This is a genomic window from Hydrocarboniphaga sp. (assembly GCF_028291725.1).
GTDB lineage: Bacteria > Pseudomonadota > Gammaproteobacteria > Nevskiales > Nevskiaceae > Hydrocarboniphaga.
On sequence record NZ_JAQGNT010000095.1, the window covers coordinates 84,767 to 107,384 of the forward strand.

Genomic DNA, 22,618 nt, shown 5'->3' on the forward strand with positions numbered 1-22,618 from the left:
GCAATGAGGGTACACGTCGGCAAAGGATTGCCGACCTACGTAGTTCCCTACGCCGCGTATTCGCGGCGCAGCTGCTCGAGCAGCTGCCGGTTGTCGTGCTGCCACGGGTGGAAGCCGGGTTTGAACCAGGCGAGCCAGGCCGGGAATACGCGGCGGAACGGCCCGGGCGCAACGAACATAAAGCCGAGCAGGCGTAGCCAGCCGCGCCAGTCGCCGCCACGACCATCACGCCGCACCAGCCGGATGATGGTGCTCCAGACATGCGTCGTGAAATAGAACGACACGCTGAGCATGATCCAGCTGCGCAGCACGTAGGGCCGCCAGCTGCGGCCGAATACGCGCTCGAACACGTCGAAGGCCACGGCCTTGTGTTCGGTTTCTTCCATCGCATGCCAGCGCCACATCCGCGCCATTTCGGGGTCGGCGTTGGCGAACAGCTTAGGGTTGCCGAGCACTTCGTTGGCCAGCATCGCGGTGAAATGCTCGAGGCATAAAGTCATCGCCAGCTGTTGTGCCGGCGAGGCCTTGTCACGGGCCAGATTCAGATTGGACAGCGCTTCGGCTTCCAGGCCGGCGGCGTTGACGCCCTGATCTTCGAGCCGCGCGTTGTAGGCACGGTGTTCGCGTGCATGCAGCGCCTCCTGGCCGATGAAGGCGCGCACCTCGGCGTCGAGCCGATGGTCGCCGGCGATGCGCTCGCGGTAGTGGCGCAGGCTCTCGATGAAGAAGCGCTCGCCCTCGGGGAAGAACAGCGACAGCGCATCGAACAGCCGCGTGCGATGCACGTCGCCGGCGAACCAGTAACGTGGGATTCCGGTTTGCGAGAAATGGATGTCGCGGCGGGTGATGCCGGCGCCGCCGGGGTGATCGCTCGGATTCATGACACCGGCTCCTGTGGCAGATGCGGCATCATCATCTCGTCAGCATGCCGCCGCAGTTGCCGCAGTGACCGCTTCCGTCGGCGCATCAGTCAGAGCCGCGAACTGTAGGAGCGGACCTTGTCCGCGATTGTGTCGGCGGGGCCTCAATCGCGGACAAGGTCCGCTCCTACAAGTAGACGCAAGCAGACGCCGCGGTAGCGCGCTAGTTGCGCTTCATCGAATCGAAGAATGCTTCGTTGGTCTTGCTCTGCTTCATGCGGTCGATCAGCAGCTCCATCGCCGCCAGCTCGTCCATAGAATGCAGCAGCTTGCGCAGGATCCAGATCTTGTTCAGATCCTTCTCGTTGACCATCAACTCTTCCTTGCGCGTGCCGGAACGGTTGATGTTGATCGCCGGGAAGGTGCGCTTCTCGGCGATGCGGCGCTCGAGGTGCAACTCCATGTTACCGGTGCCCTTGAACTCTTCGTAAATCACTTCGTCCATCTTCGAGCCGGTGTCGATCAGCGCCGTGGCGATGATCGTCAGCGAACCGCCCTCCTCGATGTTGCGCGCGGCGCCGAAGAAGCGCTTCGGCTTCTGCAGCGCGTTGGCGTCGACACCACCCGACAGCACCTTGCCCGACGACGGCGCGACGGTGTTGTAGGCGCGGGCGAGGCGGGTCAGCGAGTCCAGCAGGATCACCACGTCGCGCTTGTGCTCGACCAGGCGCTTGGCCTTTTCGATGACCATTTCTGCCACTTGTACGTGACGCGTCGCCGGCTCGTCGAAGGTCGATGCCACGACTTCTCCGCGCACGGTGCGCTGCATGTCGGTGACTTCTTCCGGGCGCTCGTCGATCAGCAGCACGATCAGGTACACGTCCGGATAATTGGCGCCGATCGACTGCGCGATGTTCTGCAGCATGATCGTCTTGCCGGCTTTCGGCGGGCTGACGATCAGGCCGCGCTGGCCCTTGCCGAACGGCGCGACGATGTCGATCACGCGCGCGGTGATGTCTTCGGTGGTGCCGTTGCCGCGCTCCATCTTGAACTGGTCGTCCGCGAACAGCGGCGTCAGGTTCTCGAAGCTGACCTTGCGCTTGCTGACTTCAGGCGGCTCGAAGTTGATCGTGTCGACTTTGAGCAGCGCGAAATAACGCTCGTTGTCCTTGGGGCTGCGCACGCGTCCGGCGATCGAGTCGCCGGTACGCAGCGAGAAGCGGCGGATCTGCGACGGCGACAGGTAGACGTCGTCCGGGCCGGCCAGATAGCTGGCGTCGGGGCCACGCAGGAAGCCGTAGCCGTCCTGCATGATCTCGAGCACGCCGTCGGCCATGATGTGGTCGCCGCGCTTGGCGGCGGCGCGCAGGATCGTGAACACCAGATCCTGCTTGCGCACGCGGGCGATGTTCTCCAGGCCCTGGCTTTCGGCCAGCTCCAGCAGCGCCGCCGCGGTCATCTTCTTCAGCTCGGGGATGTAGACCAGCTTCGGCGGTTCCAGCGGAACCTGGGGCTGTTGCGGCTGCTGCGCAGCCTGCTCCGTGCGCTCCCCACGATCGCCACGCTGCTGACCGTTGTTCTGGTTGTTGCGCCGGTTCTGATGGCCACCGCTGCCGTTGGCTGCCGCATTGGCTGCGGCATTGCCGCCGACATTGCCGTTGCGGCCTTCACCGTTACCTTCGTCGCTCAGCCCGGCGTTGTTGCCGGATGACGAAGACTCGGCGTCGAAGGACTCGGTCTGCAGGGCCACCATCACTGGCGTACCGGCGTTCTGGGCGGCTTCTTCCGCCTCCTCGTCGATGTCCATCGGCAGGCCGTCCTGGCCGCCGTCCTTGGGTTGGCCGGCTCGGGCGTTGTTTGAGCCGTTGGAGTGACGGCGGCGGTGCTTCATCATGCGTTGATCAGGCCACGTTCAAATGGGTCAAATGGGGGGCGACAAAGGCGGCGAGCTGGGCTTTATGCACAGCGCCGACCTGGGTTGCGGCCGGCTTGCCATCCTTGAAGAGAATCAGGGTCGGGATGCCGCGGATGCCGAACTGCGGCGGCGTGCCTGGGTTTTCGTCGACATTGAGCTTGACCACCTTGAGCTTGCCCGCCTGTTCGGCCGCGACCTGTTCGAGGATCGGCGCGATCATGCGGCAGGGGCCGCACCATTCCGCCCAGAAGTCGACGAGCACGGGCACGTTGGACTTGAGTACGTCCTGTTCGAAAGAGGCGTCGGTGACGGGGGAGATATGTTCGCTCATGGGTTGGACCTCATTGAAGACGGAAACCGCCTAGGAACCGCGTTTCGCTGGAATATCTGTCTGGATCAGCGGTATGGATGCGCTGCTTGGATAGGGAGTCGGGGCGCGGCAGGGATATGAGTCTGGGGTCGATCAGACGCCGATCAAGCACTGCGGAGCTGTGCCGTCGCGCAGGAACACACGACGATTGTTATGATTCGATTTTCAGGGGAACTGACGCGCACCGTAACTGTGTCCGAAGCGGGCTTTCGGGCCGGTGAACACACAACGGGATGCCGTTATTTGATCCCATTCCCTGCTGCCTTGCAAGTGGTGATCGGCGAGCCGGCCCATTGTGCAGGGAACCGCCATCGGGCCATCAGGCTGCGCCGGCATTGAACGAACCACTAGAGAGCGCATGTTACCCGACCATCTTTCCGACGTGAGCTTCCAGTCCCTGGGGCTGCATCCGCTGCTGCTTTCGAGCCTGGCCAAGATGGGATACGACTACTGCACGCCGATCCAGGCGCAGACCCTGCCGCTGGCGCTGGCCGGGCAGGACATCGCCGGCCAGGCACAGACCGGCACCGGCAAGTCGGCCGCCTTCCTGCTGGCGACGATGCACAAGCTGCTGACCGATCCGCCCAGCGGTCCGGACGGGCAGCCGCGCGCCTTCATGCTGGCGCCGACCCGCGAGCTGGCGATCCAGATCCACGCCGATGCTTGCAAGCTGGGCAGCGATACCGGCCTGCGCATGGCGGTCTGCTACGGCGGCACCGGCTACGACGCGCAGCGCCAGGCGATCATCGACGGCATCGACATCCTGATCGGCACGCCGGGCCGCCTGATCGACTACTTCAAGCAGGACATCTACACCCTCAAGCATGTCGAGGTCGTGGTGCTGGACGAGGCCGACCGCATGTTCGATCTCGGTTTCATCGCCGACATCCGCTACCTGTTCCGGCGCATGCCGGAGCCGGCCAAGCGCAAGAACTACCTGTTCTCGGCGACCTTGAGTCAGCGCGTGCTCGAGCTCGCCTACGAGCACATGAACAGCCCGACCAAGGTCGAGGTCGAGCCGGAGCGGATGACCGCCGACCGCGTGCGCCAGTCGCTGATCCATGTCGCCAACGACGACAAGCTGCCGATGCTGGTCGGCCTGCTGCGCCATCACGATCCCTTGCGCACGCTGGTGTTCATCAACACCAAGCGCGACGCAGAAGACGTGGAAACCACGCTGCGCGCCAACGGCTTCGAGGCGAGCACGATCTCCGGCGACGTGCCGCAGAACAAGCGCATGAAGCTGCTGGAAGACTTCAAGGAAGGCCGGTTGCCGATCCTGGTCGCGACCGACGTCGCGGCACGCGGCCTGCATATCCCGGCCGTCACCCACGTGATCAATTACGACCTGCCGCAGGATGCCGAGGACTACGTGCATCGCATCGGCCGCACCGCGCGCGCCGGCGAGAGCGGCGACGCGATCTCGCTGTGCTGCGAGACCTACGTCTACTCGCTGCCGGACATCGAGAAGTACATCGGCAATCGCATCCCGGTGGAACAGGTGCCGGACGAATGGATGCCGACGGACTTCATCCGCGGCCCGCGTCCGCCGCGGCATCACGGCCGTCCGGGCGGCGGTGGCGGCCGTCGTCCGGGCGGTGGTGGCAGCGGTGGCCGCGGCGGTCCGCGTCGGCGCTAAGCACGCTACCCGTGCTCGGCGGCGCGTCCTTTCTGGTTCCGGACTGGCCTGCACCGGCGCGGGTGCGCTCGGCGCAGACCACGCGTATCGGCGGAGCCGGGCAGGGCGTCTACGCCGGCTTCAATCTGGCGACGCATGTCGGTGACGATGCGCAGCGAGTCGCAGCCAATCGGGCCGAGTTGAGACGGGCCTTGTCGCTGCCGGCCGAGCCGCGCTGGCTGGAACAGGTCCACGGCGTTCGCGCGCGACAACTGCCTTCGGCGACATGCAATGCCACCGACGCCGCCTGGACGGCTAGCCCGGGCGAAGTCTGTGTGGTGATGAGCGCCGACTGCCTGCCGGTGCTGTTCTGCGACGAAGCCGGCAGCTGTGTCGCCACCGCCCATGCCGGCTGGCGCGGTCTGGCCGACGGTGTGCTGGAGGCGACCATCGCGGCGATGCCGGCGGCGCCGTCGCGGCTGATGGCCTGGCTCGGGCCGGCGATCGGGCCGCAGGCTTTCGAGATCGGCGCCGAAGTACGCGCGCGTTTCGTCGCGGACGATGCATCGGCCGCTCAATATTTTGTCGCGGCTGCCGATGCCGGCAAGGATGCGGGTAAGTATTGGGCCGATCTATATGGCCTGGCTCGTGCACGTCTTCGCAAGGCCGGGCTGCAGAACATCCACGGCGGCGGCTTTTGCACTTATACGGACGCGGATCGTTTCTTCTCATTCCGGCGCGACCGCGTCTGCGGCCGCATGGCGAGCTTGATCTGGCTGCAGCCGTAGGTTGGGGGTAGGTTGGGGTGAGCGCAGCGAACCCCAACGATCACCGCCGTTTGCGCGGGACGACTGTTGGGGTTCGCTATGCTCACCCCAACCTACACATCACCGACGGCAAGGGAAACGATGACTGCATGGCTGCGCGGGGCGCTGTTCGGATCGCTGGCGCTGATCGCCTTCGGCGCGGCGGCGCAGGTCAAACCGCGAGCTTCAGAAATCATGCCGCGTGCTTCGCAGAGCCTGACCCTGGCCGTGGTCAACAACGGCAAGCATCTGATCACCGTCGGTGATCGCGGCCAGATTCTGGCGTCCAACGACGGCCTGAAGTGGGCACAGGTCGAGGTGCCGGTTCGCTCGACACTGACGGCGGTGGCGTTCGTCGACGATCAGACCGGTTGGGCAGTTGGCTTTGACGCGACGATTCTGAAGACCGAGGACGGCGGCAAGAGCTGGATGCTGCAGAACTTCGAGCCGGAGAAAGAAACAGCGTTCCTGTCGGTGGCGGCGACCGACCGCCACCATGCCTATGCGGTCGGCGCTTTCGGTTTGTTTTACGCAACCAGCGACGGTGGCATCAGCTGGGCCGAGGTGGCCGCGCCCGCGGTTCGCGACGAGGAGCTGTCCTTCCACTCCATCGTCAGGCTCAACGACGGCAGCCTGTTCATTGCCGGCGAGAGCGGCATGCTCGGCCTATCTTCCGGCGGCAAGTGGCAGCGCTTGAAATCGCCGTACGAGGGTACGTTCTTCGGCGCACTGCCGCGCGGTAAGAAAGGCGCGTTGATCTTCGGCCTGGGCGGCACCATCTACGTCAGCGACGACGTGCGCAGCATGCGCTGGAGCAAGCTCGCCCTCGGCACCGAGGCTGCGCTGTATGGCGGGACGCTGCTGCCGGATGGACGGGTGCTGCTGGTCGGCTTGTCCGGTGCGGTATGGGTGGTCGATGCGGACGGCAAGCGTGCGCGGCCGATCGCCAGCGGTGTGGCCTTCTCGTTGTGCGGTGTCGCCGCCGTCAATGGCGGCCTCGTCGTCGTCGGCGAGAGCGGCGTCCAGCGCTTCAATACCTCGCTGTAAGCCGTGAAGCCAGCATGAGCGAACCCCGGATTTTGAATCGAAGCGAAAAAATCCTGCTCGCGATCGAGCCGCTGATCGAGCAGCTGATTTACCGCAGGCGCAAGCCGCTGATGGCGGTGCTGCTGGCGATCACTGCCTTGCTTGCATTCCTGACGGTGCAGATCAGAAGCGATGCCGGCTTCGACAAGTCGATTCCGCTCGATCATCCGTACATGCAGGTGCTGAAGCAGTACCAGGCCGATTTCGGCAGCGCGAACACGGTGCTGGTCGCGCTGATGCAGAAAGACGGCGACATCGGCGATATCTATAGCCAGAAATTCCTGACGCGCCTGAAAGCCGTCAACGACGCCGTGTCCGTGCTCAAAGGTGTCGATCGCGCCCGCGTGTCCTCACTGTTCACAGCCGATGTGCGTTTCGTCGACGTGGTCGAAGGCGCCTTCAAGGGCGGCAGCGTAATCCCGGCCGAGTATCAACCAACTCAGCCGATGTTCGATCTGATACGCCGCAATGTCGCCAGGGGCGGCCACGTCGGCCGTTATGTTTCCAAGGACCAGCGCGGCGCGATGGTCTTCGCCGAGCTGTTGGAGACCGATCCGGCTACCGGCGAGAAGCTCGACTATGGCCAGATGGCCAGGCAACTCGAGCACGTCCGCAAGCAATACGAAGGCGATGGCATCAGCGTGCATATCGTCGGCTTCGCCAAGCTGGCCGGCGATGTCATCGAGGCGACGCCGCAGGTGCTGATGCTCTCCGCGATCACGCTGGCGATGACGTTCGTGCTGCTGTGGTGGTATCTGGGCAGCGTCAGGCTCGCGCTGCTGCCGCTGCTGTGTTCGGTGACGGCGCTGATCTGGCAGTTTGGCCTGTTGCGATTGTCCGGATTCGGGTTCGATCCTTTCGCGATCCTGCTGCCGTTCCTGATTCTGGCGGTGTCGCTCAGTCACGGCCTGCAGTATGTAAACGCCTGGGCTGATGAGATCGCCGGCCGGCATTGCAATGCATACGACGCCTCGCTGCATGTCTGGCGTCGGCTGGCGATCTACGGCATGTTCGCGATCCTGGCCGACCTCGCCGGTTTCGCGACGATCGGCCTGATCCCGATCGGCATCATTCGCGAGATGGCGATCAGCGCCTGCTTCGGCATGGCCGCGATCATCATCGCCAACATGGTGATGATGCCGATCGCGCTGATCTGGGTCGGCGTTGGTGATTCCGCGGTTTTCGCCGCGAAGCAGCAGCGGCGTGACGCGGTGTTCGATGGCCTGTGGCGCCTGCTGTCGAACATGGTGAAACCGAAAGCCGCTGCGACCGCGATCCTGATTTCGGCCGCGCTGTTCGGCGGCGCGCTGTGGCAGGGACGCGGCCTGCAGCTCGGCGACAGCCAGGCCGGCGCGCCGGAGCTGTTGCCCGATTCGCGCTTCAACCAGGACTTGCGCAGCATCGAAGCGAACTTTGCGGTCGGCGCCGATATCCTGAAAGTGATTGCCGAAACCGATCCGGAAGCCTGCGTGAAGTTCGAGGTGATGGATCAGATCGATCGTTTCGCCTGGCATCTGGACAACACGGCCGGCGTCGCTTCGACGCTGTCCTTGCCGCAGGCGGCAAGATCGGTCAACGCCGCCTTCTCCGAAGCCAATCCGAAGTACAACACGCTGCCGCGCAATCAGGCGTTGATGGTGCAGGCGATGTCGCCGATCCCGGCCTCGAGCGGCCTGCTGAACCCGGACTGTTCGGCGATGGCGGTGTTCGCGTTCATGCAGGATCACCGTGCGACGACGATCGAGCGCGTGGTCGACCAAGTCAAACTCTACAACCGGCAGAACGCGACCGAGTACTACGAAACCAACAAGGACGTCGACTCGAAATACTGCGCTGCCAAGCTTGCGGCGCGCCGCGATGTCGGCAAAGCCACGGCCGATGTCGACAAGGCGCAGAAGAAGCTCGCCGGCTTCGACAAGGCCTGCCCGGTGAATTTCGCACTGGCGGCCGGCAATGTCGGTGTGATGGCGGCGACCAACGAAGAGCTGCGAGAGCGCCAGAAGCAGGCGCTGCTCTATGTCTATCTCGCGATCGCGGTCTGCCTGTACCTGGGCTTCTTCGAGCTGAGCAGCCTGCTCGCGATCCTGCTGCCCTTGTCGCTGGTGTCGTGGATGGCCTACGCGCTGATGTCGGCGGCCGGCATCGGCATGAAGGTGACGACGCTGACTATCGTGCCGCTGGCCGTCGGCATCGGCGTGGACTACGGCATCTATGTCTACGCGACGATGAAGGACGCACTGGCCAGCGGCTGCCGGATGCAGGAGGCCTACTATCGGACGCTCAGGACAACCGGCAAGGCCGTGATCTTCACCGGCCTCACGTTGAGCCTGTGCGCCGCCACCTGGCTGTGGTCAGGGTTGCAGCTGCAGCGCGACATCGGCCTGCTGCTGGTCTTCATGTTGGGCGCGAATCTGCTCGGCGTGATCCTGGTGCTACCGGGCATTGCCGCGTTTTTGCTCAGCGAGCGCGAGCCTGAGTAGGTCGGCAATCCCTTGCAAACGTTTACTTTCGATGCGCAAGCGAGGCCTCACGTCGGCTAGGGATTGCCGACCTACGAGGGCTGGCATGGCGCCGTGATCAGCCGCCCGGTGTCGACATCCAGTGCGGTCAGGCTGGCGCCCCAGACGCAGCCGGTGTCCAGCCCCCAGACCCGGTGCTCGGGCCATTCGACGCGGCCCAGGGTCGACCAGTGGCCGAACACGATGCGGGTGCCGGCGGTGCGGCGACCGGGGACCATGAACCACGGCAGCAGACCTTCGGCCTGCGAGCCCGGCGCCCCTTTCGGTTTCATCGCCAGTTCACCCTGCGGGCTGCAGTAACGCAGCCGGGTCAGGCAATTGATGACGAACCGCGTGCGATCCCAGCCGCTGAGCGACTCGTCCCACGCCGAGGGCCGGTCGCCATACATATGAGCGAAGAATGCGGCGCGATCCGCTCCGGCCAGGGTTGCCGAGGCCTCCGCGGCCAGGGACAGGGTCTGCTGCAGATCCCACTGCGGCGGTACGCCAGCGTGGATCATCAGCAGATCGCGGTCGGGGTCGTGCGCCGCCAGGGGCTGTGCGGCCAGCCAGTCCAGCAGCTCGGCCGCGTCGGGGGCGTCGAGGATCGTATCGACTGTGTCGCCCGGCTTCAGGCGCCGGCGATCGCCGGCGCAGGCGAGCAGGTGCAGGTCGTGATTGCCAAGCACGCTGAGCACCGAGCCGGCGTTGTCGCGGGCGAAGCGCAGGCACTCCAGGGACTGCGGTCCGCGGTTGACCAGATCGCCGGCGAGCAGCAGCCGGTCGTGCGAGGGATCGTAGGAAACCCGGTCCAGCAGCCGGCGGAAATCCTCGTAACATCCTTGCAGATCGCCAATGGCATAAGTCGACATGAACCGTTTGTCCGGTAAGCTGGGCCTTTGACTGAACAGGCCCGATGAGCGGTACAGATTGCGTCAGTCGGCAGCTTTGACCCGACCTAAAGCCGACAGCATAGTAACGACGCTGACTGATGGGGTCAGCCAACCGTCTAAAGGAGTGTCACATGTTGAACAAATTCTATGCTTCGCTTCCCCGCCGCCAGGAAGGCGCCACCGCCGTTGAGTACGGCCTGATTGCCGGTTTGATTGCTGTTGCGATCGTCGTTGTGCTTGGCTTAGTGGGTGGGAGCCTCAGTACCGTGTTCACGTCAATCCAAACCGCCCTGGCGAACATCTAGAACTGGCACCGGCCACTGGCACCGGCGGCAAAAAAAGCGCATCCGGTGCGGCCGGCCGCGAAGTCTGAGGATTCGCGGCTACATGTTCCAGTGACGCGGCATTTACCGTAGGGGTATGGACGCAGTGCGCAGCCAAGGTCGGGCAAAGCTAACGCAGCGGCAATCGGGCGCGACGGCGATCGAGTTCGCCTTCGTCTTGCCGCTGCTACTCGCGCTGACTTATGCGATGTTCGTGTACTCGTATGTTTACGTTGTCTTCGAGTCCATAAACTATGCGGCTCAGCAGGGTGCAGAGTCGGCGGTGGCGGTGGACCCGGCGCTGGGTAATGCCTATCTCGACACCGTTACGTTGCATGCCCAGGCCACCGCCGCAAGCGTTCTCAGTTGGTTGCCGGCGGACCAGCTCAGCAATTCGATCGGCACTAACGGTTCGTTGATTCAAGTGACGCAGTGCTTTCCGACCGGAGGTGGTGGTCCCCACTGTCCGACCACGGCCAGCGGGGGAACTCCGATCGTGGTTCAGATCAATTTCCCGCTGCTGACGCCGGCGCTGTTTCCAACCTTGACCTTGCCCGGGATCGGGCCAGTACCACCACTGCCGGCGCAGCTGACCGGTGTGGGCGTTACGCTGCTTTCAGGCTAGAGTGACCGTTTGCCCGCAGGGGCCGGCGGATTTTATTGGGGAGCAATCTGATGAGTAGTTCAGCTGCGAAGCTGATGGCGGGTATCGGCCTGATCCTGACGCTGGTACTGGCCGTCGTTCTGTACCGTATCAGTCACAACTATGCCGAGAACGCGCAGAAGCCGGCGAAGACGGCTGCGGCCGGCGCGGATGCGCCGGTGGTCCCCAAGACGCTGGCCGTGGTGGCGTTGAAGCCGCTCGCGGCTTACCAGGCCATCGGCAAGGACGATGTCGCCCTGGTCGAAGTCAGTATCGCTCCGGCGGACTACTACACCAGCGTCGCGCAGGTCGTCGGCAAGGAGCCGATCGTCGATGTCGACGGCGGCGCGCCGGTCACCAAGCGTTATTTCGGTGAAGGCAATCTGCTGGCGCGGGCGATCCCTGCGGGCTTCCAGGCGATCTCGGTGGAGATCAACGACGTGGTCGCCGTCGGCGGCTTCGTGCGTCCTGGCGACATGGTCGACGTGCTGCTTTATTTACGCGACTCCAAGGATGTCGAGGCCGCCCAGGCGCGCGTGCTGCTGAAGCAGGTACGGGTACTGGCTTATGAAGACCGCCTGGTCGAACGGCCCGAAGGGCTCACCGAGGCCGACGACAAGAAGGGCGCTGCCGCCAATGCCAATCGATCCACTCAGACCCGGCGCACGCGCACTGCCGTGCTGGCCGTGCCCGAAACCGACACTACGCGCCTGATGCTGGGCGCCAGCCAGGGCGAGTTGCGCCTCGCGCTGTACGGGCAGAGCTTACCCGGCGTCGAGAGCGAGCCGGTCGCTGAAATCACGGTCGCGGGCGGGCTTCCGGCAAGCAGCGATACCTTGGCGAAAATCGAATCCTACAAAGTGCCTGACAAGGCGCTGTCGATGCAGCAGCTGTCGCGGATCAAGCCGCCACCGGCCAAGCAGAACAGTGCGCCGATACAGGTGCCGGTGTACCGCGCCGCGGAAGTGCAGACGGTCGCGGTCAAGCCGTAGCAGATGGCGGCGGTGTAGCCGCACAGGCTGCGGTTCGTGGTCAAGAAGACAATGGGAGTTGGCACCTGGAGCGGGTGCCAGCTGCTGCAAGAACAATGGGGCGGTGACGACGTGAGAGTGCGAATGAAGCAGCTAATAGTCTCGAACGGAAAATGGATCGGCAGCCTGCTGCTGGGATGCCTGCTGGCGTCGGGCATCGCCCACGCGGCGGCTACGGCAGCACCTACTTCGGTGGCTATCGCGATACCCGCGGATCGCGTGATCCAGGTCGAGGCCGGCACGCACAAGCTGGTGCGCGAGAACGCGACGATCCGCAGAGTCGCGGTCGGCGAGCCGACGATCGCCGACGTCAACGTCATCAACGGACGCGAGCTTCTGGTCAGCGGCAAGAAGATCGGCATCACCAGCCTGATCGTCTGGACCGGCGCCGCGCCCACGGAATACCGGATTCGGGTCGGTGCGGTGAAAGACCCGATGCAGCCCTCGGCATCCGATCCGGAACTGGCCGACGCGCGTGTCGAGAAAGGCTATAGCCTTGAAGGCAGCATGCCGAACCTGATCGCGCATCGCCGCGCCAGCCTCGGTGCCGCCAACGGCAAGGACCCGATCACCGATACCAGCAGTGTCGATCTAGATACCCAGGTGATGACCCAGATCAAGATCGCCGAGATCAACCGCTCTACCGCGCAGCGCTATGGCGTCAACTTCTTCAAGAACATCGCCAATACCACGGCAGGCATCTCAGGTCCCGGTGGACTCAGCGGTATCGAGGTGAACCCGACGACGGACAGAAATCAGATCGTTCTCCAGAGCGGCTCCGGCTTCGTCCCGCTGCAGGATGCGTTCAGTCTGGTCTTCGGCAGTGCCACCAATGGCCTGCTGGGCGTGCTCAGCGTGCTTGAGGGCAAGGGCATGGCGCGTGTACTCGCCGAACCCAGCCTGACCGCGATGAGCGGCCAGACCGCGAGTTTTCTGGCCGGTGGCGAATTCCCGATACCGGTTGCGCAGGGCGGTGGCAGCGGCAATGCGTCGATCACGATCACCTACAAGGAGTTCGGTATCCGCGTGAATCTGACGCCGACCGTGCTGTCGCGTGATCGCATCTCGCTGAAGGTCGCGCCCGAAGTCAGCGATCTCGACTACACCGCCGCGGTATCGATCAACGGCATCTCGGTGCCGGCGCTGAAAGTGCGCCGCACCGACACGACGGTCGAACTCGGCGATGGCGAGAGCTTCGTGATCTCGGGCCTGGTCAGTACCAGCCTGGTACAGAATGTCGACAAGGTGCCATGGCTCGGCGACGTGCCGGTGCTCGGCGCCTTCTTCAAGAGCGCCTCGGTCGACCGTAGCAGCCGCGAACTGATCATGATCGTCACGCCGCATCTGGTGCGTCCGCTGGCCCGCGAGGCCCGCCTGCCACCGCTGCCGGGTGCTGCCTACGACAAGACGCAGCCCAGCTACGGCCGCCTGGTGTTGGAGGAGACTGGCGATTTCAAGCCCTCCGACTACGGATTTGGCCGTTAGCGGTCGCTTGAAGCCTCGATCGTTCAGCCGCCCATTCAACTGATACTCCCGTACTCACCTCCGCAGATAGACGGATAACAAGAGTGAAGACCCAGGCCTTTGTGGTAGCGGACGATCCGGTTTACGCGAACTGGTTGCAGACGGCTGTCAGCACGGCGGAATTTTCGCTGGTAAGGCCGATCGATACCGAAGATCTGCTGAGCCGGCTCGAATTCAGCGGTCGGCCCGAACTGCTGTTCATCGAGTTTCATCCCGACAATGCCGAGCAGCGCGCGGCGATGGTCGAGAGCGTGGTCGAGCGCTTCCCGGACCTGATCCTGGTGGGCCTGGGTGTCGACAACAACCCGGCACTGGTGCTGGCGGCGATGCGCGCTGGCGCGCGTGATTTCTTCGTGCTGCGCCGCGACGAGGCCAACATCGCCGCACTGGTCGGCAAGCTTCTGCTGCGGCGTACCGCCGGCGCCACGCCGAGCGCGCGCGGCAAGCAGGGCGTGCTCGCGGCGGTGCTGTCCGCGCATCCCAACGACGGCATCGCCTTCCTCGCCGAGCACCTCGCCTATGCCTGCCAGGAGCGCCTGCGGCTGAAGGAGCGCGTGCTGTTGCTGGACCTGGCGACGCCGGCCGGTGCGACTTCGGTGTTCCTGAACCTGAGCCCGACTTATGGCGTGCTCGATGCGATTAACGACGTGCATCGCTGCGATGCGACGCTGGTCGAAACCGCGTTCCCGAAACATGAGAGCGGCCTGTACGTGCTGAGCCTGCCGGAAGAACTGCTGGGCCGGCCTCAGATCGACTCCGATCCCCTGCTGCGTTTGATCAGCGTGTTGCGCGGCCTGTTCGCGTGCACCGTGCTGGCGATCGACGGCTTCACCTCGATCGATGTGCTGCGCGCCGTGCTGGCGCAGGCCGATCGCTCGCTGCTGGTTACCGATCAGTCGATCCTGAAGTCGCGGCACAACAAGTACCTGCTGCGCGCGCTGCGTGGCGAAGACGCGCCGATGGACCGCGTCGGCCTGATCATCGACAACTACCGCCATCGTCTCGGGCTGGAGCCCGAGAGCCTTGCCGAACTGCTGGGCCTGCCGCTGCTGGCGACGCTGGGCGCCAACGCGCAGGCGCGTATCCAGGCGATGAATTCCGGCGAGACCCTGTTCAAATCCAGCCCCAAGGATCCGTACGTGCTCGAGATGCGCCGTCTCGCCTCGGCGCTGGTGGCCGGGCAGCCGGTCGAGGCGAGCGAACCGACCGTGGCCAAGAGCCTGCTCGGCCGTCTGTTCCGCTAGCGGCCGATCGAACTCCGCATGAGCGCCCCCCACGACCAGATGATGCGGTTCCGGCTGACGGACCAGTATCAGCAGCTGAAAAGCGCGCTGCATCGGCATCTGATCAGCCTGATCGAAGATCGCAATCTCGAAATCGATCTGTGGGAGCCGCTGCGCGTCGAGCGTTTCGTATCCGAGCAGGTCAAGCTGTACGTGATGCAGCAGCGGCTGCCGGTCAATCAGCGCGAGACCGAGGCGCTGGCCACCGACGCTCGCGACGAGTTGATGGGCTACGGCCCGATCCAGGGCCTGGTCGACGACGACAGCGTCAACGACATCGTCGTCAACGGCCCGAACAAGGTCTTCATCGAGCGGGCCGGCAAGCTGTCGGTCGCGCCGGTGCGCTTCGTCAACGACGCGCACGTGCTGCGCGTGATCCAGCGCATCCTCGCGCCGATCGGCCGCCGCGTCGACGAGTCCACGCCGATGGTCGATGCGCGGCTTGCCGACGGTTCGCGCGTCAACGCGATCGTGCCGCCGATCGCGCTCGACGGCCCCTGCCTGTCGATACGCAAATTCCGCCGCCAGCCGCTGACCGGCGCCGATCTGGTGAAGTCCGACACGCTGTCGCAGGCCGAGCTCGACTACCTGCACGAGCGTGTGCGCAAGCGCGCCAACCTGATCATCGTTGGCGGCACCGGCTCGGGAAAGACCACGTTTCTGAACCTGCTGTCGCGGTGGATACCGGTGACCGAGCGTGTCATCACGGTAGAAGACGCGGCCGAACTGCGGCTCGAGCACGACCACGTCGTGCGCCTGGAAACGCGCCCGCCGAATCTCGAAGGGCAGCGCGCGGTGACGGCGCGTGATCTGGTGCGCAACGCGCTGCGCATGCGCCCCGACCGGATCATCGTCGGCGAGGTCCGTGGAGACGAGGTGATGGACATGCTGCAGGCAATGAACACCGGCCACGACGGCTCGATGACCACGCTGCACGCCAACGCGCCGAAAGAGGCCGTGCACCGTCTCGAGCTGCTGGCGGGCTTTGCCGGTTATGCCGGCAGCGAAGCCAATTTTCGAGCGCAAGTCGCCTCGGCGGTGAACCTGTTCGTCCATGTCAGCCGCCTGGTAACCGGCGCGCGCAAAGTCATGTCGATCACCGAGGTCTACAGCGACGGCACCGAGGCGCTGCTGCTGCGCGACCTGTTCCGTTACGACATCGATACCGAACAGCATCTCGACCTGAGGGCCGCAACATGATTTTCAGCATTCTCAGCGTCGCGATTCTGCTGGTGTTTGCCGGCGCCATCTACCTGTTCGTCTACGCCGCTCGGCGCGCCCGATCCGAAGACGTGCTGCTGCGTCTGCGTGCCGGTGATGACGAGGCCGCTGCGACGGTCGTTACCGAAGGCCAGATCTATAACCCGATCGTGCGCGCGGTCTGTCACCTGTTATGGCGCGCGGGTTCGCAGGCCAAAGCGGCGCAGGTCGCGACGAGCCTGATGGTGCTGGTCGCTCTGGTGCCGCTGACGCTGCTGATTTTTGGCTGGCTGCAGGGCGCCGTCATCATTTTCTTCGCCGGACTGATGGGCTGGTTCGTGCTCAATCGCCGTGCGGCGAGCCGCCGCGCCCGGATCGTCGAGCAGCTGCCGGCCTATCTGGAAGCCGCGATGCGCGTGCTGGCCGCCGGCAATACGCTGGAAGAGGCGATTGCGTCGGCTGCCCGTGAAGCCCAGGACCCGCTGCGTTCGTTGTTCATATCGGTCGCCCGGCAGGTGCGCCTGGGTGCGCCGGTCGATACGGTGCTCGCGGAGGCGGCCGAGATCCATCAGATCCGCGATCTGCGCGTGCTGGCGCTGGCCGCGAACATCAATCGCAAATACGGCGGTACGCTACGCAACGTCTTCCGCAGCCTGATCCAGGCGATCCGCATGCGTGAAGCCGCCGCGCGCGAATTGCGCGCCTTGACGGCCGAGACGCGGTTCTCCGCATTCGTGCTGGCGGCGATTCCGATCGCGGTATCCGCCTTCATCTTTTTTCGCAACCGGGCCTACTACGTTGACATCCTGGCTACCCCCAGCGGCAAGACCGTGCTGATCTCGGCGGTCGTTTTGCAGTTGCTCGGCATGTTGGTGATCTGGCGAATGATGCAGGCCGCATCGGATACCGAAGCATGAGTCCGAACATTTTCGCGATGCTGGTTTCTTTGACGCTGGTGTTTGCGGCACTGACGCTGGGCGCTCTGGTCTGGTGGGCGGTCAGCGCTTCCCAGAACCGCCGTGTACAGCGCCGCCTGTTGCCCGAAGCTGCGGCCGCGAACGATTTCGATATCGGCACCCGCAACCCCGTCCTGCAGGGTATCGCGAGCCGCGGCAAGGCGATCGAGAACGTGCTCGATAGCGAGGGCAAGAGCACCAAGCTGATGATACAGGCCGGCTGGCGCAGTGCCACCAGCCGCCTGGTTTTCTATGTGCTGCAGGGGCTGACGCCGATCCTGCTGCTGATCGGTGTCGGCGCGCTGTGGCCGTTGGCGCCGGAACGGCTCACCGCCAAGCCGATGATGCTGCCGCTTGCGGCGTTGGCCGCGCTGATGCTCGGGCTGTTGTTGCCCTCGATGATACGGAGTCGTCGGGCCCGGGCGCGTCAGCAGCGACTGCGCAACGAAGTACCACTGTTCATCCACACGCTGGTGCTGCTGTTCGAGTCGGGTCTGTCGACGCGCCAGGCGTTCTCCAGCCTGGTGCGCGAAGGCCGCGGCGTGCTGCGCGAACTGGGCACCGAAGTCGAAGTGTTGTTGCGCCAGCTCGAAGCCGGCGCCGACATGGCCGACGCACTGACCAAGCTGTCCGATACGCTGGAAGTCGCCGATCTCAGTACCGTGCTGCTGTTGCTGCGCCAGGTCGATCGCTACGGCGGCGAGATCAAGGAGCCGCTGCTCGATACCTTGCAGGTCATCGAGGATCGCCGCGAAATGGATCTGCGCGAGAAAGTGAACCTGATCTCCGGCCGCATGACCGTGGTCATGGTGCTGTTCTTCTTCCCGGCGCTGATCATCTTCGTCGCCGGCCCGTCGTGGGTCTCGTTGATCGGGGCGCTTTCGGGAATGGGCAAGTGAATTCGCGGGCCGCCGGTGTTTGCGTGCTGGCTGCATCACTGCTGCTCGCCGCCTGCGGCTCGACCCGTTCGGTCGAGCGCCAGCTCGACACTGGCGAGCCGCTGCCGCAGCCGAACGCGGCCGAAGACCGGCGGATTCATCTGGATCTGATCCGGCGCATGATCGACCAGGACCAGAACTACGCGGCGCTGGCGCATATCCAGGCGCAGCAGCGCGGCGGCAACAGCGACGAGCTGCGCCTGCTCGAGGCCGATGTGCGGCGCAAGCTGGGCCAGCTCGCGGCCGCGCAGCAGCTGTATCAGGCGCTGCTGACCACGCCGTTCGCGGCGCAGGCCTATCACGGTCTTGGGCTGATCACGGCGACGCGCGACCCGGCCCAGTCGCTGGCCTATTTGCGCCGTGCGGTACTGCTGGCGCCGACCGATGTCGAGCTGCGCAACGACCTGGGCTATGCGCTGATGCTGGCGCGGCGTTATCCCGAGGCGCTGCCGGAGCTGTCGACCGCGGTAGAGCTGGGGCCGAACAATGAAAAGAGCCGCAACAATCTGGTGATCCTGATGATCCTGATGCGCGATGAACGCTCGGTACAGCGGATCGTGCGCCAGTCCAATGTCGATGCGGGCACGCTCGCCGATCTGCGCAAGCAGGCACAAAACATGGCAACCGCACCGCGCCCCGCGGTCCCTGCACCCAAGCCCAGCGGCGCTGGATAAACGATGAAGATGGAGACGACGATGAAGACGAACACGCTGCCGATGTGGGCTGCGGTATCCCTGGCGATGCTGGCGCTGTCGCTGCCGGTCTGCAGCTGGGCGCAGCAGGCCGCGCCCACTGATGAAACCGAGGAATTTGGCGCGCAGACTCGCGCCTGGGTCGATCTGCAGGCAAGCAACAACGCGGCCATGGGCGCAGCACGGCCGATGCCGGGCGAGGTCGCCGACCAGGTTTTCAGCCGCTACCTGAAGAGCTTCACGCACCCGATCCCCGAGTATTTCGAGCGCGACAAGTTCGTCCAGGGCAGCGGTGGCTCGCAGTAAGCGCAGGAGTGCGGAAATCACCGCGGCCTGCGCTAGCTGATCGCAGGCTCGTTGGTTATGCGGGCCGTGCTGGCCGGCAGCGGGTTTCAGGGTAAGCATGGCAAGACGCGCGCTGCCTTCGTGGGCTCCGCTGGCGGCCGGCATGACCACCTCGGTTTTGCTGGCAGTACTCGGTATCTGGCAGATCGCGGCGTCTTATCAGCTGGCGATCGCGATGAAGAGCGATCGTGCAGTCGACCGCATCGCATCGGTGCTCGACCAGGCCTACGCCACCGGCGATCCCGGTGAACTTCAGCGGGCCACCAGTGGCCTGATCACGGACGGCGACCTCGGCCTGACGTATCTGGCGGTCACCAGTCCCCAGGGCCGGGTGCTGGCGGTCGATGGCCGTTACGAAAGCTGGCATGTGTCATGGTTGCCGCCATGGTGCGCGCGCGCGATGCGCAGGCTCGCGTATCGCTGGACCGGCCGGTTTCAGCAGGCCTCGCTGCGTGCTCCCGGCAGTGGCTTCGGCGAAATCCATTTCATGATCACGCCGAGTGTCGGTAGCGCTGTGCACGAGGCCGCTGTGCAGCGGCTCTGGATCGGCGGCATGCTGGCGCTGGCTCTGGCGGTGTTTGCCGGCTGGTCCGCGCGGCTGTCGCTGCGGCGGGTTTTGCCACCATCGACGGCATGGATGCAGAGACTCGATCCCGACTATCGGCCGCAGCATCCGCTCTCGGCCAACGACATCGAGGAGCGGGTGATAGAGAACGTGCATCTACGTGCCGGCAGCCTGTTCGACGAGGTCGCGCGCGGCGTCGTCATCGTCGATCGCGATTCGGGTATCCGCCATTTGAACACCACGGCCGAAAAGCTTACCGGCTGGTCGCTCGCGGACGTACGGGGGCGCCTGGTCTATTCGGTGTTCCATCCGGTGGACGAGCGCCACTCACCGTTGCTGACGCCGGTCGAGATCTGCATGCGTGACAACCGGGCATCGCCGGCGACCGAGATGCGCTTGCGCGGCCGTGACGGCACGCAATATCCGGTGGAAGTGATGGCGATGCCGCTGCGCAAGCCCAACGGCAGTATCGACGGCGCGATCATGCTGTTCCACGATATCTCCGAGCGCGAGGGCCGAGCCGAGCAATTGCGACGTCAGGCGCGCTTGTCGCAGGGTGTGATCGATCATCTGGTCGAAGGCGTGCTGACCACCGACCCGGCCGGCGTGATCCGCTTCGCCAATGCACGAGCCCTGCGCATGTTCGGCTATGCGCGCGAGGATCTTGACGGCGTCACCGTGACCAAGCTGATGCCGGTTCCGTTTCTGAACTCGTCCTCGGTGCAGCTGACCGACTACATCGCGTCCGAGCGCTCGGCAGGTTTGCCAAAAGTGGTCGGCTGGCGGCGCGACGCGACCACGTTCCCGGTCGAGCTGGTGGTGCAGACGATGACTATCGATCACAGCCAGGGCCTGCTGATGATCGTGCGCGACATCACCGAACGCTTACGTTCGGAAAACCTCGCTCAGCGCCTCGGCCGCCTGCTCGACGCGGCGACCGAGGAGGTCTACATCTTCGACGCCGCTTCGCTGTTCTTTGTCGAAGTGAACCGCGGCGCGCGCCGCAATCTCGGCTATCACCCCAGCGAGATGACAAAAATGACGCCGCTGTCGATCAGTATCGACCTGGATACCGAAACCTTCCTGAATTACCTGGCGCGGCTGCGCAGCGGCGAAGCCGAGCACCTCAGCTATCGCTGCAAGCATCGCCGCGCCGACGGCAGCACCTACCCGGTGGAAGTGCGGCTCAATTTCTCGCGCGAGGAAGAGCCGCCGGTGTTCATGGCGATCGCGGTCGACATCACCGAGCGCGAGCTGGCCGAGCAGCGTCTGCGTTTCCTCGCGCACCACGACGTGCTGACCGGCTTGCCGAACCGCGCGACGCTGCAGGATCGCCTGAGCCAGGCGATGCTCGCCTCCAGGCGCAGCAATCGCCAGGTTGGTGTGCTGTTCATGGACGTCGATCGCTTCAAGGGCTTCAACGATACCTACGGTCACGAAGTCGGCGATGCGGTCTTGAAGCAGGTTGCATCGAGGTTGTCCGCACTGCTGCGCGCCAGCGACACCGTCGCGAGGTTCGGCGGCGACGAGTTCGTCGTAGTCGCCTCCGGCCTGCGTGCGGAAGGCGACGCGATCGCACTGGCGAAGAAAATCCAGCGCGCCTTCGATGCGCCGCTCGAGTTGCCCGAACAGCATCTGCAGGTGAGCCTGAGCATCGGCATCGCGATCTGTCCGGTCGACGAGAGCGATGCCGACAACCTGCTGCACCACGCCGATCTGGCGATGTACGAGGCCAAGCATGCCGGCCTGGGGCAGTTTCGTGTGCATCAGGTCGATCTGTCGCCGGATCGTCGCCGGCGCATCGAACTCGAACGCGGCATCCAGGCCGCGCTCGCGTTGCAGCAGTTCCAGCTGCAACTGTCGCCGGCGATCGATGCCGGCAGCGGCGCGCTGCGCACGCTGGTCGCGATGTTCTGGTGGCAACACCCCGAGTTCGGCCGCGTCGAGACGGCAGAGGCGATGGCCAGCGCGCGCCGCGCCGGCCTGCAATCCGAACTCGAACTCTGGCGACTTTCCGGCGTTGGAGCCTTGCTCGAATCCGGGCGCGATCGGCTGCCGTTATCGAGCGTCGTGGTGCCGATTTCGGCCGCGCTGCTGCGCCACCCGGACTTTGCGGCGCAGATCGCTCAGCTGGTGCAACGGCATCAGCTGCAGCCGGGGCGCTTGATCATCGCCGCCGACGCGGAGAGCCTGCGCGAAGCCAGAGCCTCGGCGCAAGAGATGCTGCACCGGTTTTATGCCGCCGGACTCAGGCTAGCCTTGCACGATCGTGCCGGGGCTCTGATCGCCGCGATGAGCCGCGGCGGTCTGCCACCGATCGATCTGATCCTGCTCGACGCCCAGGAACACGACGGTAATATCGCCAACATGCCGCATATCGAAACCGTGAAGCGTGCGTTGCAGCTGGCGCGCGATAGCGAGCTGCCGGTCGTGGCCACCGGCGTCGACTCGGCTGAGACTGCGGCCTGGCTGGCGCAGGAGACCGGCGTTGTGCTGTCGGGCAGCGCAATCCAGGAGCCGCTGGATGAAACCACGTACGCGCCCTGGCTGGCGTCGCGGCGCTGCGAGCCGATCTGATGAGATCCCGCAGAAAGCGTGTCGGACTGATCTCGGACACTCACGGCCTGCTCAGGCCCGAGGCGCTCGCTTTCCTGCGTGACTGCGACGCGATCATCCATGGCGGCGACATCGGCGACGCCTCGATTCTCGAGGCCCTCGGTAAAATCGCGCCGGTAAGCGCCGTGCGCGGCAACAACGACGAGCGCGATGCCTGGGCCGCAGCGGTGCCGGAGACGCAGCGCCTGAGCATCGGCGGCGTGACGATCTATGTGCTGCATGCACTGGCACTGATCGATATCGACCCCGCCGCATCCGGCATCGCCGTCGTCGTGTCGGGGCACTCGCACAGGCCGCTCGTCGAAGAACGCGGCGGCGTGCTGTATGTGAATCCGGGCAGCGCGGGGCCGCGACGTTTCAAGCTGCCGGTGTCGGTCGGCGAATTGCTGATCGAGAACCGGATCGTATCCGCGCGAATCGTCGAGTTGTCGTAGGTTGGGGTGAGCGCAGCGAACC

At 64.8% G+C, this 22,618-nt stretch carries 20 protein-coding genes; 16 read left to right on the forward strand and 4 right to left on the reverse strand.

All coding sequences use genetic code 11. From position 1 onward, the window contains the following. Window positions 1-47 precede the first annotated feature (47 nt). The 3 genes from JWQ90_RS24745 to trxA all read right to left on the reverse strand — a co-directional run bounded on the left by JWQ90_RS24745 (window position 48) and on the right by trxA (window position 3,106). Entirely contained in the window at window positions 48-881 is an 834-nt protein-coding gene (locus JWQ90_RS24745; RefSeq protein WP_299697736.1) for a metal-dependent hydrolase, read from the reverse strand. Between the two features lie 202 nt (window positions 882-1,083). Then, the gene (rho, locus tag JWQ90_RS24750; protein ID WP_366919590.1) at window positions 1,084-2,319 is read right to left on the reverse strand and encodes a transcription termination factor Rho; all 1,236 of its coding nucleotides are present in this window, start codon (window positions 2,317-2,319) and stop codon (window positions 1,084-1,086) included. Between the two features lie 442 nt (window positions 2,320-2,761). Beyond that, entirely contained in the window at window positions 2,762-3,106 is a 345-nt protein-coding gene (gene trxA, locus JWQ90_RS24755) for a thioredoxin TrxA (protein WP_299697737.1), read from the reverse strand. 397 nt (window positions 3,107-3,503) lie between these two features. On the opposite strand from trxA, the gene JWQ90_RS24760 reads away from it, so the two are divergent. The 4 genes from JWQ90_RS24760 to JWQ90_RS24775 all read left to right on the forward strand — a co-directional run bounded on the left by JWQ90_RS24760 (window position 3,504) and on the right by JWQ90_RS24775 (window position 9,135). Further along, the gene (locus JWQ90_RS24760; RefSeq protein ID WP_299697738.1) at window positions 3,504-4,784 is read left to right on the forward strand and encodes a DEAD/DEAH box helicase; all 1,281 of its coding nucleotides are present in this window, start codon (window positions 3,504-3,506) and stop codon (window positions 4,782-4,784) included. A gap of 11 nt (window positions 4,785-4,795) precedes the next feature. Beyond that, window positions 4,796-5,551 carry a peptidoglycan editing factor PgeF gene (gene pgeF, locus JWQ90_RS24765; RefSeq protein ID WP_299697739.1) on the forward strand — a complete coding sequence of 252 codons (756 nt, stop codon included), beginning with the start codon at window positions 4,796-4,798 and terminating at the stop codon, window positions 5,549-5,551. 120 nt (window positions 5,552-5,671) lie between these two features. Then, on the forward strand, window positions 5,672-6,616 hold the full coding sequence (locus JWQ90_RS24770; RefSeq protein WP_299697740.1) for a YCF48-related protein: 945 nt from the start codon (window positions 5,672-5,674) through the stop codon (window positions 6,614-6,616). Window positions 6,617-6,630: 14 nt separating this feature from the next. After that, window positions 6,631-9,135: an MMPL family transporter gene (locus JWQ90_RS24775; RefSeq protein WP_299697741.1), complete on the forward strand. Its 2,505-nt coding sequence runs from the start codon at window positions 6,631-6,633 to the stop codon at window positions 9,133-9,135. 71 nt (window positions 9,136-9,206) lie between these two features. Here the strand turns inward: JWQ90_RS24775 and JWQ90_RS24780 are convergent, their stop codons facing one another. Further along, window positions 9,207-10,025, reverse strand: coding sequence for a symmetrical bis(5'-nucleosyl)-tetraphosphatase (locus JWQ90_RS24780; protein ID WP_299697742.1), 819 nt, complete (start codon window positions 10,023-10,025; stop codon window positions 9,207-9,209). A gap of 152 nt (window positions 10,026-10,177) precedes the next feature. On the opposite strand from JWQ90_RS24780, the gene JWQ90_RS24785 reads away from it, so the two are divergent. From JWQ90_RS24785 to JWQ90_RS24840, 12 genes are all read left to right on the forward strand, one after another. Beyond that, window positions 10,178-10,351, forward strand: coding sequence for a Flp family type IVb pilin (locus JWQ90_RS24785; protein WP_299697743.1), 174 nt, complete (start codon window positions 10,178-10,180; stop codon window positions 10,349-10,351). A 115-nt stretch (window positions 10,352-10,466) separates the two neighbouring features. Next, window positions 10,467-10,994: a TadE/TadG family type IV pilus assembly protein gene (locus tag JWQ90_RS24790; protein ID WP_299697744.1), complete on the forward strand. Its 528-nt coding sequence runs from the start codon at window positions 10,467-10,469 to the stop codon at window positions 10,992-10,994. 50 nt (window positions 10,995-11,044) lie between these two features. Beyond that, window positions 11,045-12,004, forward strand: a complete 960-nt coding sequence (gene cpaB, locus JWQ90_RS24795) for a Flp pilus assembly protein CpaB (protein ID WP_299697745.1) — start codon at window positions 11,045-11,047, stop codon at window positions 12,002-12,004. Window positions 12,005-12,127: 123 nt separating this feature from the next. After that, entirely contained in the window at window positions 12,128-13,528 is a 1,401-nt protein-coding gene (locus tag JWQ90_RS24800; protein WP_299697746.1) for a type II and III secretion system protein family protein, read from the forward strand. Between the two features lie 83 nt (window positions 13,529-13,611). Beyond that, on the forward strand, window positions 13,612-14,811 hold the full coding sequence (locus JWQ90_RS24805) for a hypothetical protein (RefSeq protein ID WP_299697747.1): 1,200 nt from the start codon (window positions 13,612-13,614) through the stop codon (window positions 14,809-14,811). Between the two features lie 18 nt (window positions 14,812-14,829). Beyond that, window positions 14,830-16,050: a CpaF family protein gene (locus JWQ90_RS24810; protein WP_299697748.1), complete on the forward strand. Its 1,221-nt coding sequence runs from the start codon at window positions 14,830-14,832 to the stop codon at window positions 16,048-16,050. After that, the gene (locus tag JWQ90_RS24815) at window positions 16,047-16,967 is read left to right on the forward strand and encodes a type II secretion system F family protein (protein WP_299697749.1); all 921 of its coding nucleotides are present in this window, start codon (window positions 16,047-16,049) and stop codon (window positions 16,965-16,967) included. Before JWQ90_RS24810 ends, JWQ90_RS24815 begins: the two co-directional genes overlap by 4 nt. Beyond that, on the forward strand, window positions 16,964-17,905 hold the full coding sequence (locus JWQ90_RS24820; RefSeq protein WP_299697750.1) for a type II secretion system F family protein: 942 nt from the start codon (window positions 16,964-16,966) through the stop codon (window positions 17,903-17,905). Before JWQ90_RS24815 ends, JWQ90_RS24820 begins: the two co-directional genes overlap by 4 nt. Next, the gene (locus JWQ90_RS24825; RefSeq protein WP_299697751.1) at window positions 17,902-18,618 is read left to right on the forward strand and encodes a tetratricopeptide repeat protein; all 717 of its coding nucleotides are present in this window, start codon (window positions 17,902-17,904) and stop codon (window positions 18,616-18,618) included. Before JWQ90_RS24820 ends, JWQ90_RS24825 begins: the two co-directional genes overlap by 4 nt. 21 nt (window positions 18,619-18,639) lie before the next feature. Continuing rightward, window positions 18,640-18,942 carry a DUF3613 domain-containing protein gene (locus JWQ90_RS24830; protein WP_299697752.1) on the forward strand — a complete coding sequence of 101 codons (303 nt, stop codon included), beginning with the start codon at window positions 18,640-18,642 and terminating at the stop codon, window positions 18,940-18,942. Window positions 18,943-19,084: 142 nt separating this feature from the next. Next, entirely contained in the window at window positions 19,085-22,123 is a 3,039-nt protein-coding gene (locus tag JWQ90_RS24835) for a diguanylate cyclase (protein WP_299697753.1), read from the forward strand. Then, window positions 22,120-22,596, forward strand: a complete 477-nt coding sequence (locus tag JWQ90_RS24840; protein WP_366919591.1) for a metallophosphoesterase family protein — start codon at window positions 22,120-22,122, stop codon at window positions 22,594-22,596. Before JWQ90_RS24835 ends, JWQ90_RS24840 begins: the two co-directional genes overlap by 4 nt. Window positions 22,597-22,618: the final 22 nt, after the last annotated feature.

Excerpts from the sequence above, each read along its gene's own strand:
- JWQ90_RS24820 (WP_299697750.1), top strand. The coding sequence starts at position 16,964 with ATGAGTCCGAACATTTTCGCGATGCTGGTTTCTTTGACGCTGGTGTTT.
- cpaB (WP_299697745.1), top strand. The coding sequence starts at position 11,045 with ATGAGTAGTTCAGCTGCGAAGCTGATGGCGGGTATCGGCCTGATCCTG.
- JWQ90_RS24775 (WP_299697741.1), top strand. The coding sequence starts at position 6,631 with ATGAGCGAACCCCGGATTTTGAATCGAAGCGAAAAAATCCTGCTCGCG.
- JWQ90_RS24835 (WP_299697753.1), top strand. The coding sequence starts at position 19,085 with ATGACCACCTCGGTTTTGCTGGCAGTACTCGGTATCTGGCAGATCGCG.
- JWQ90_RS24785 (WP_299697743.1), top strand. The coding sequence starts at position 10,178 with ATGTTGAACAAATTCTATGCTTCGCTTCCCCGCCGCCAGGAAGGCGCC.
- JWQ90_RS24830 (WP_299697752.1), top strand. The coding sequence starts at position 18,640 with ATGAAGACGAACACGCTGCCGATGTGGGCTGCGGTATCCCTGGCGATG.
- JWQ90_RS24810 (WP_299697748.1), top strand. The coding sequence starts at position 14,830 with ATGAGCGCCCCCCACGACCAGATGATGCGGTTCCGGCTGACGGACCAG.
- JWQ90_RS24815 (WP_299697749.1), top strand. The coding sequence starts at position 16,047 with ATGATTTTCAGCATTCTCAGCGTCGCGATTCTGCTGGTGTTTGCCGGC.
- JWQ90_RS24745 (WP_299697736.1), bottom strand. The coding sequence starts at position 881 with ATGAATCCGAGCGATCACCCCGGCGGCGCCGGCATCACCCGCCGCGAC.
- JWQ90_RS24760 (WP_299697738.1), top strand. The coding sequence starts at position 3,504 with ATGTTACCCGACCATCTTTCCGACGTGAGCTTCCAGTCCCTGGGGCTG.
- JWQ90_RS24800 (WP_299697746.1), top strand. The coding sequence starts at position 12,128 with ATGAAGCAGCTAATAGTCTCGAACGGAAAATGGATCGGCAGCCTGCTG.
- rho (WP_366919590.1), bottom strand. The coding sequence starts at position 2,319 with ATGACCGCGGCGGCGCTGCTGGAGCTGGCCGAAAGCCAGGGCCTGGAG.
- JWQ90_RS24770 (WP_299697740.1), top strand. The coding sequence starts at position 5,672 with ATGACTGCATGGCTGCGCGGGGCGCTGTTCGGATCGCTGGCGCTGATC.
- JWQ90_RS24790 (WP_299697744.1), top strand. The coding sequence starts at position 10,467 with ATGGACGCAGTGCGCAGCCAAGGTCGGGCAAAGCTAACGCAGCGGCAA.
- JWQ90_RS24780 (WP_299697742.1), bottom strand. The coding sequence starts at position 10,025 with ATGTCGACTTATGCCATTGGCGATCTGCAAGGATGTTACGAGGATTTC.
- trxA (WP_299697737.1), bottom strand. The coding sequence starts at position 3,106 with ATGAGCGAACATATCTCCCCCGTCACCGACGCCTCTTTCGAACAGGAC.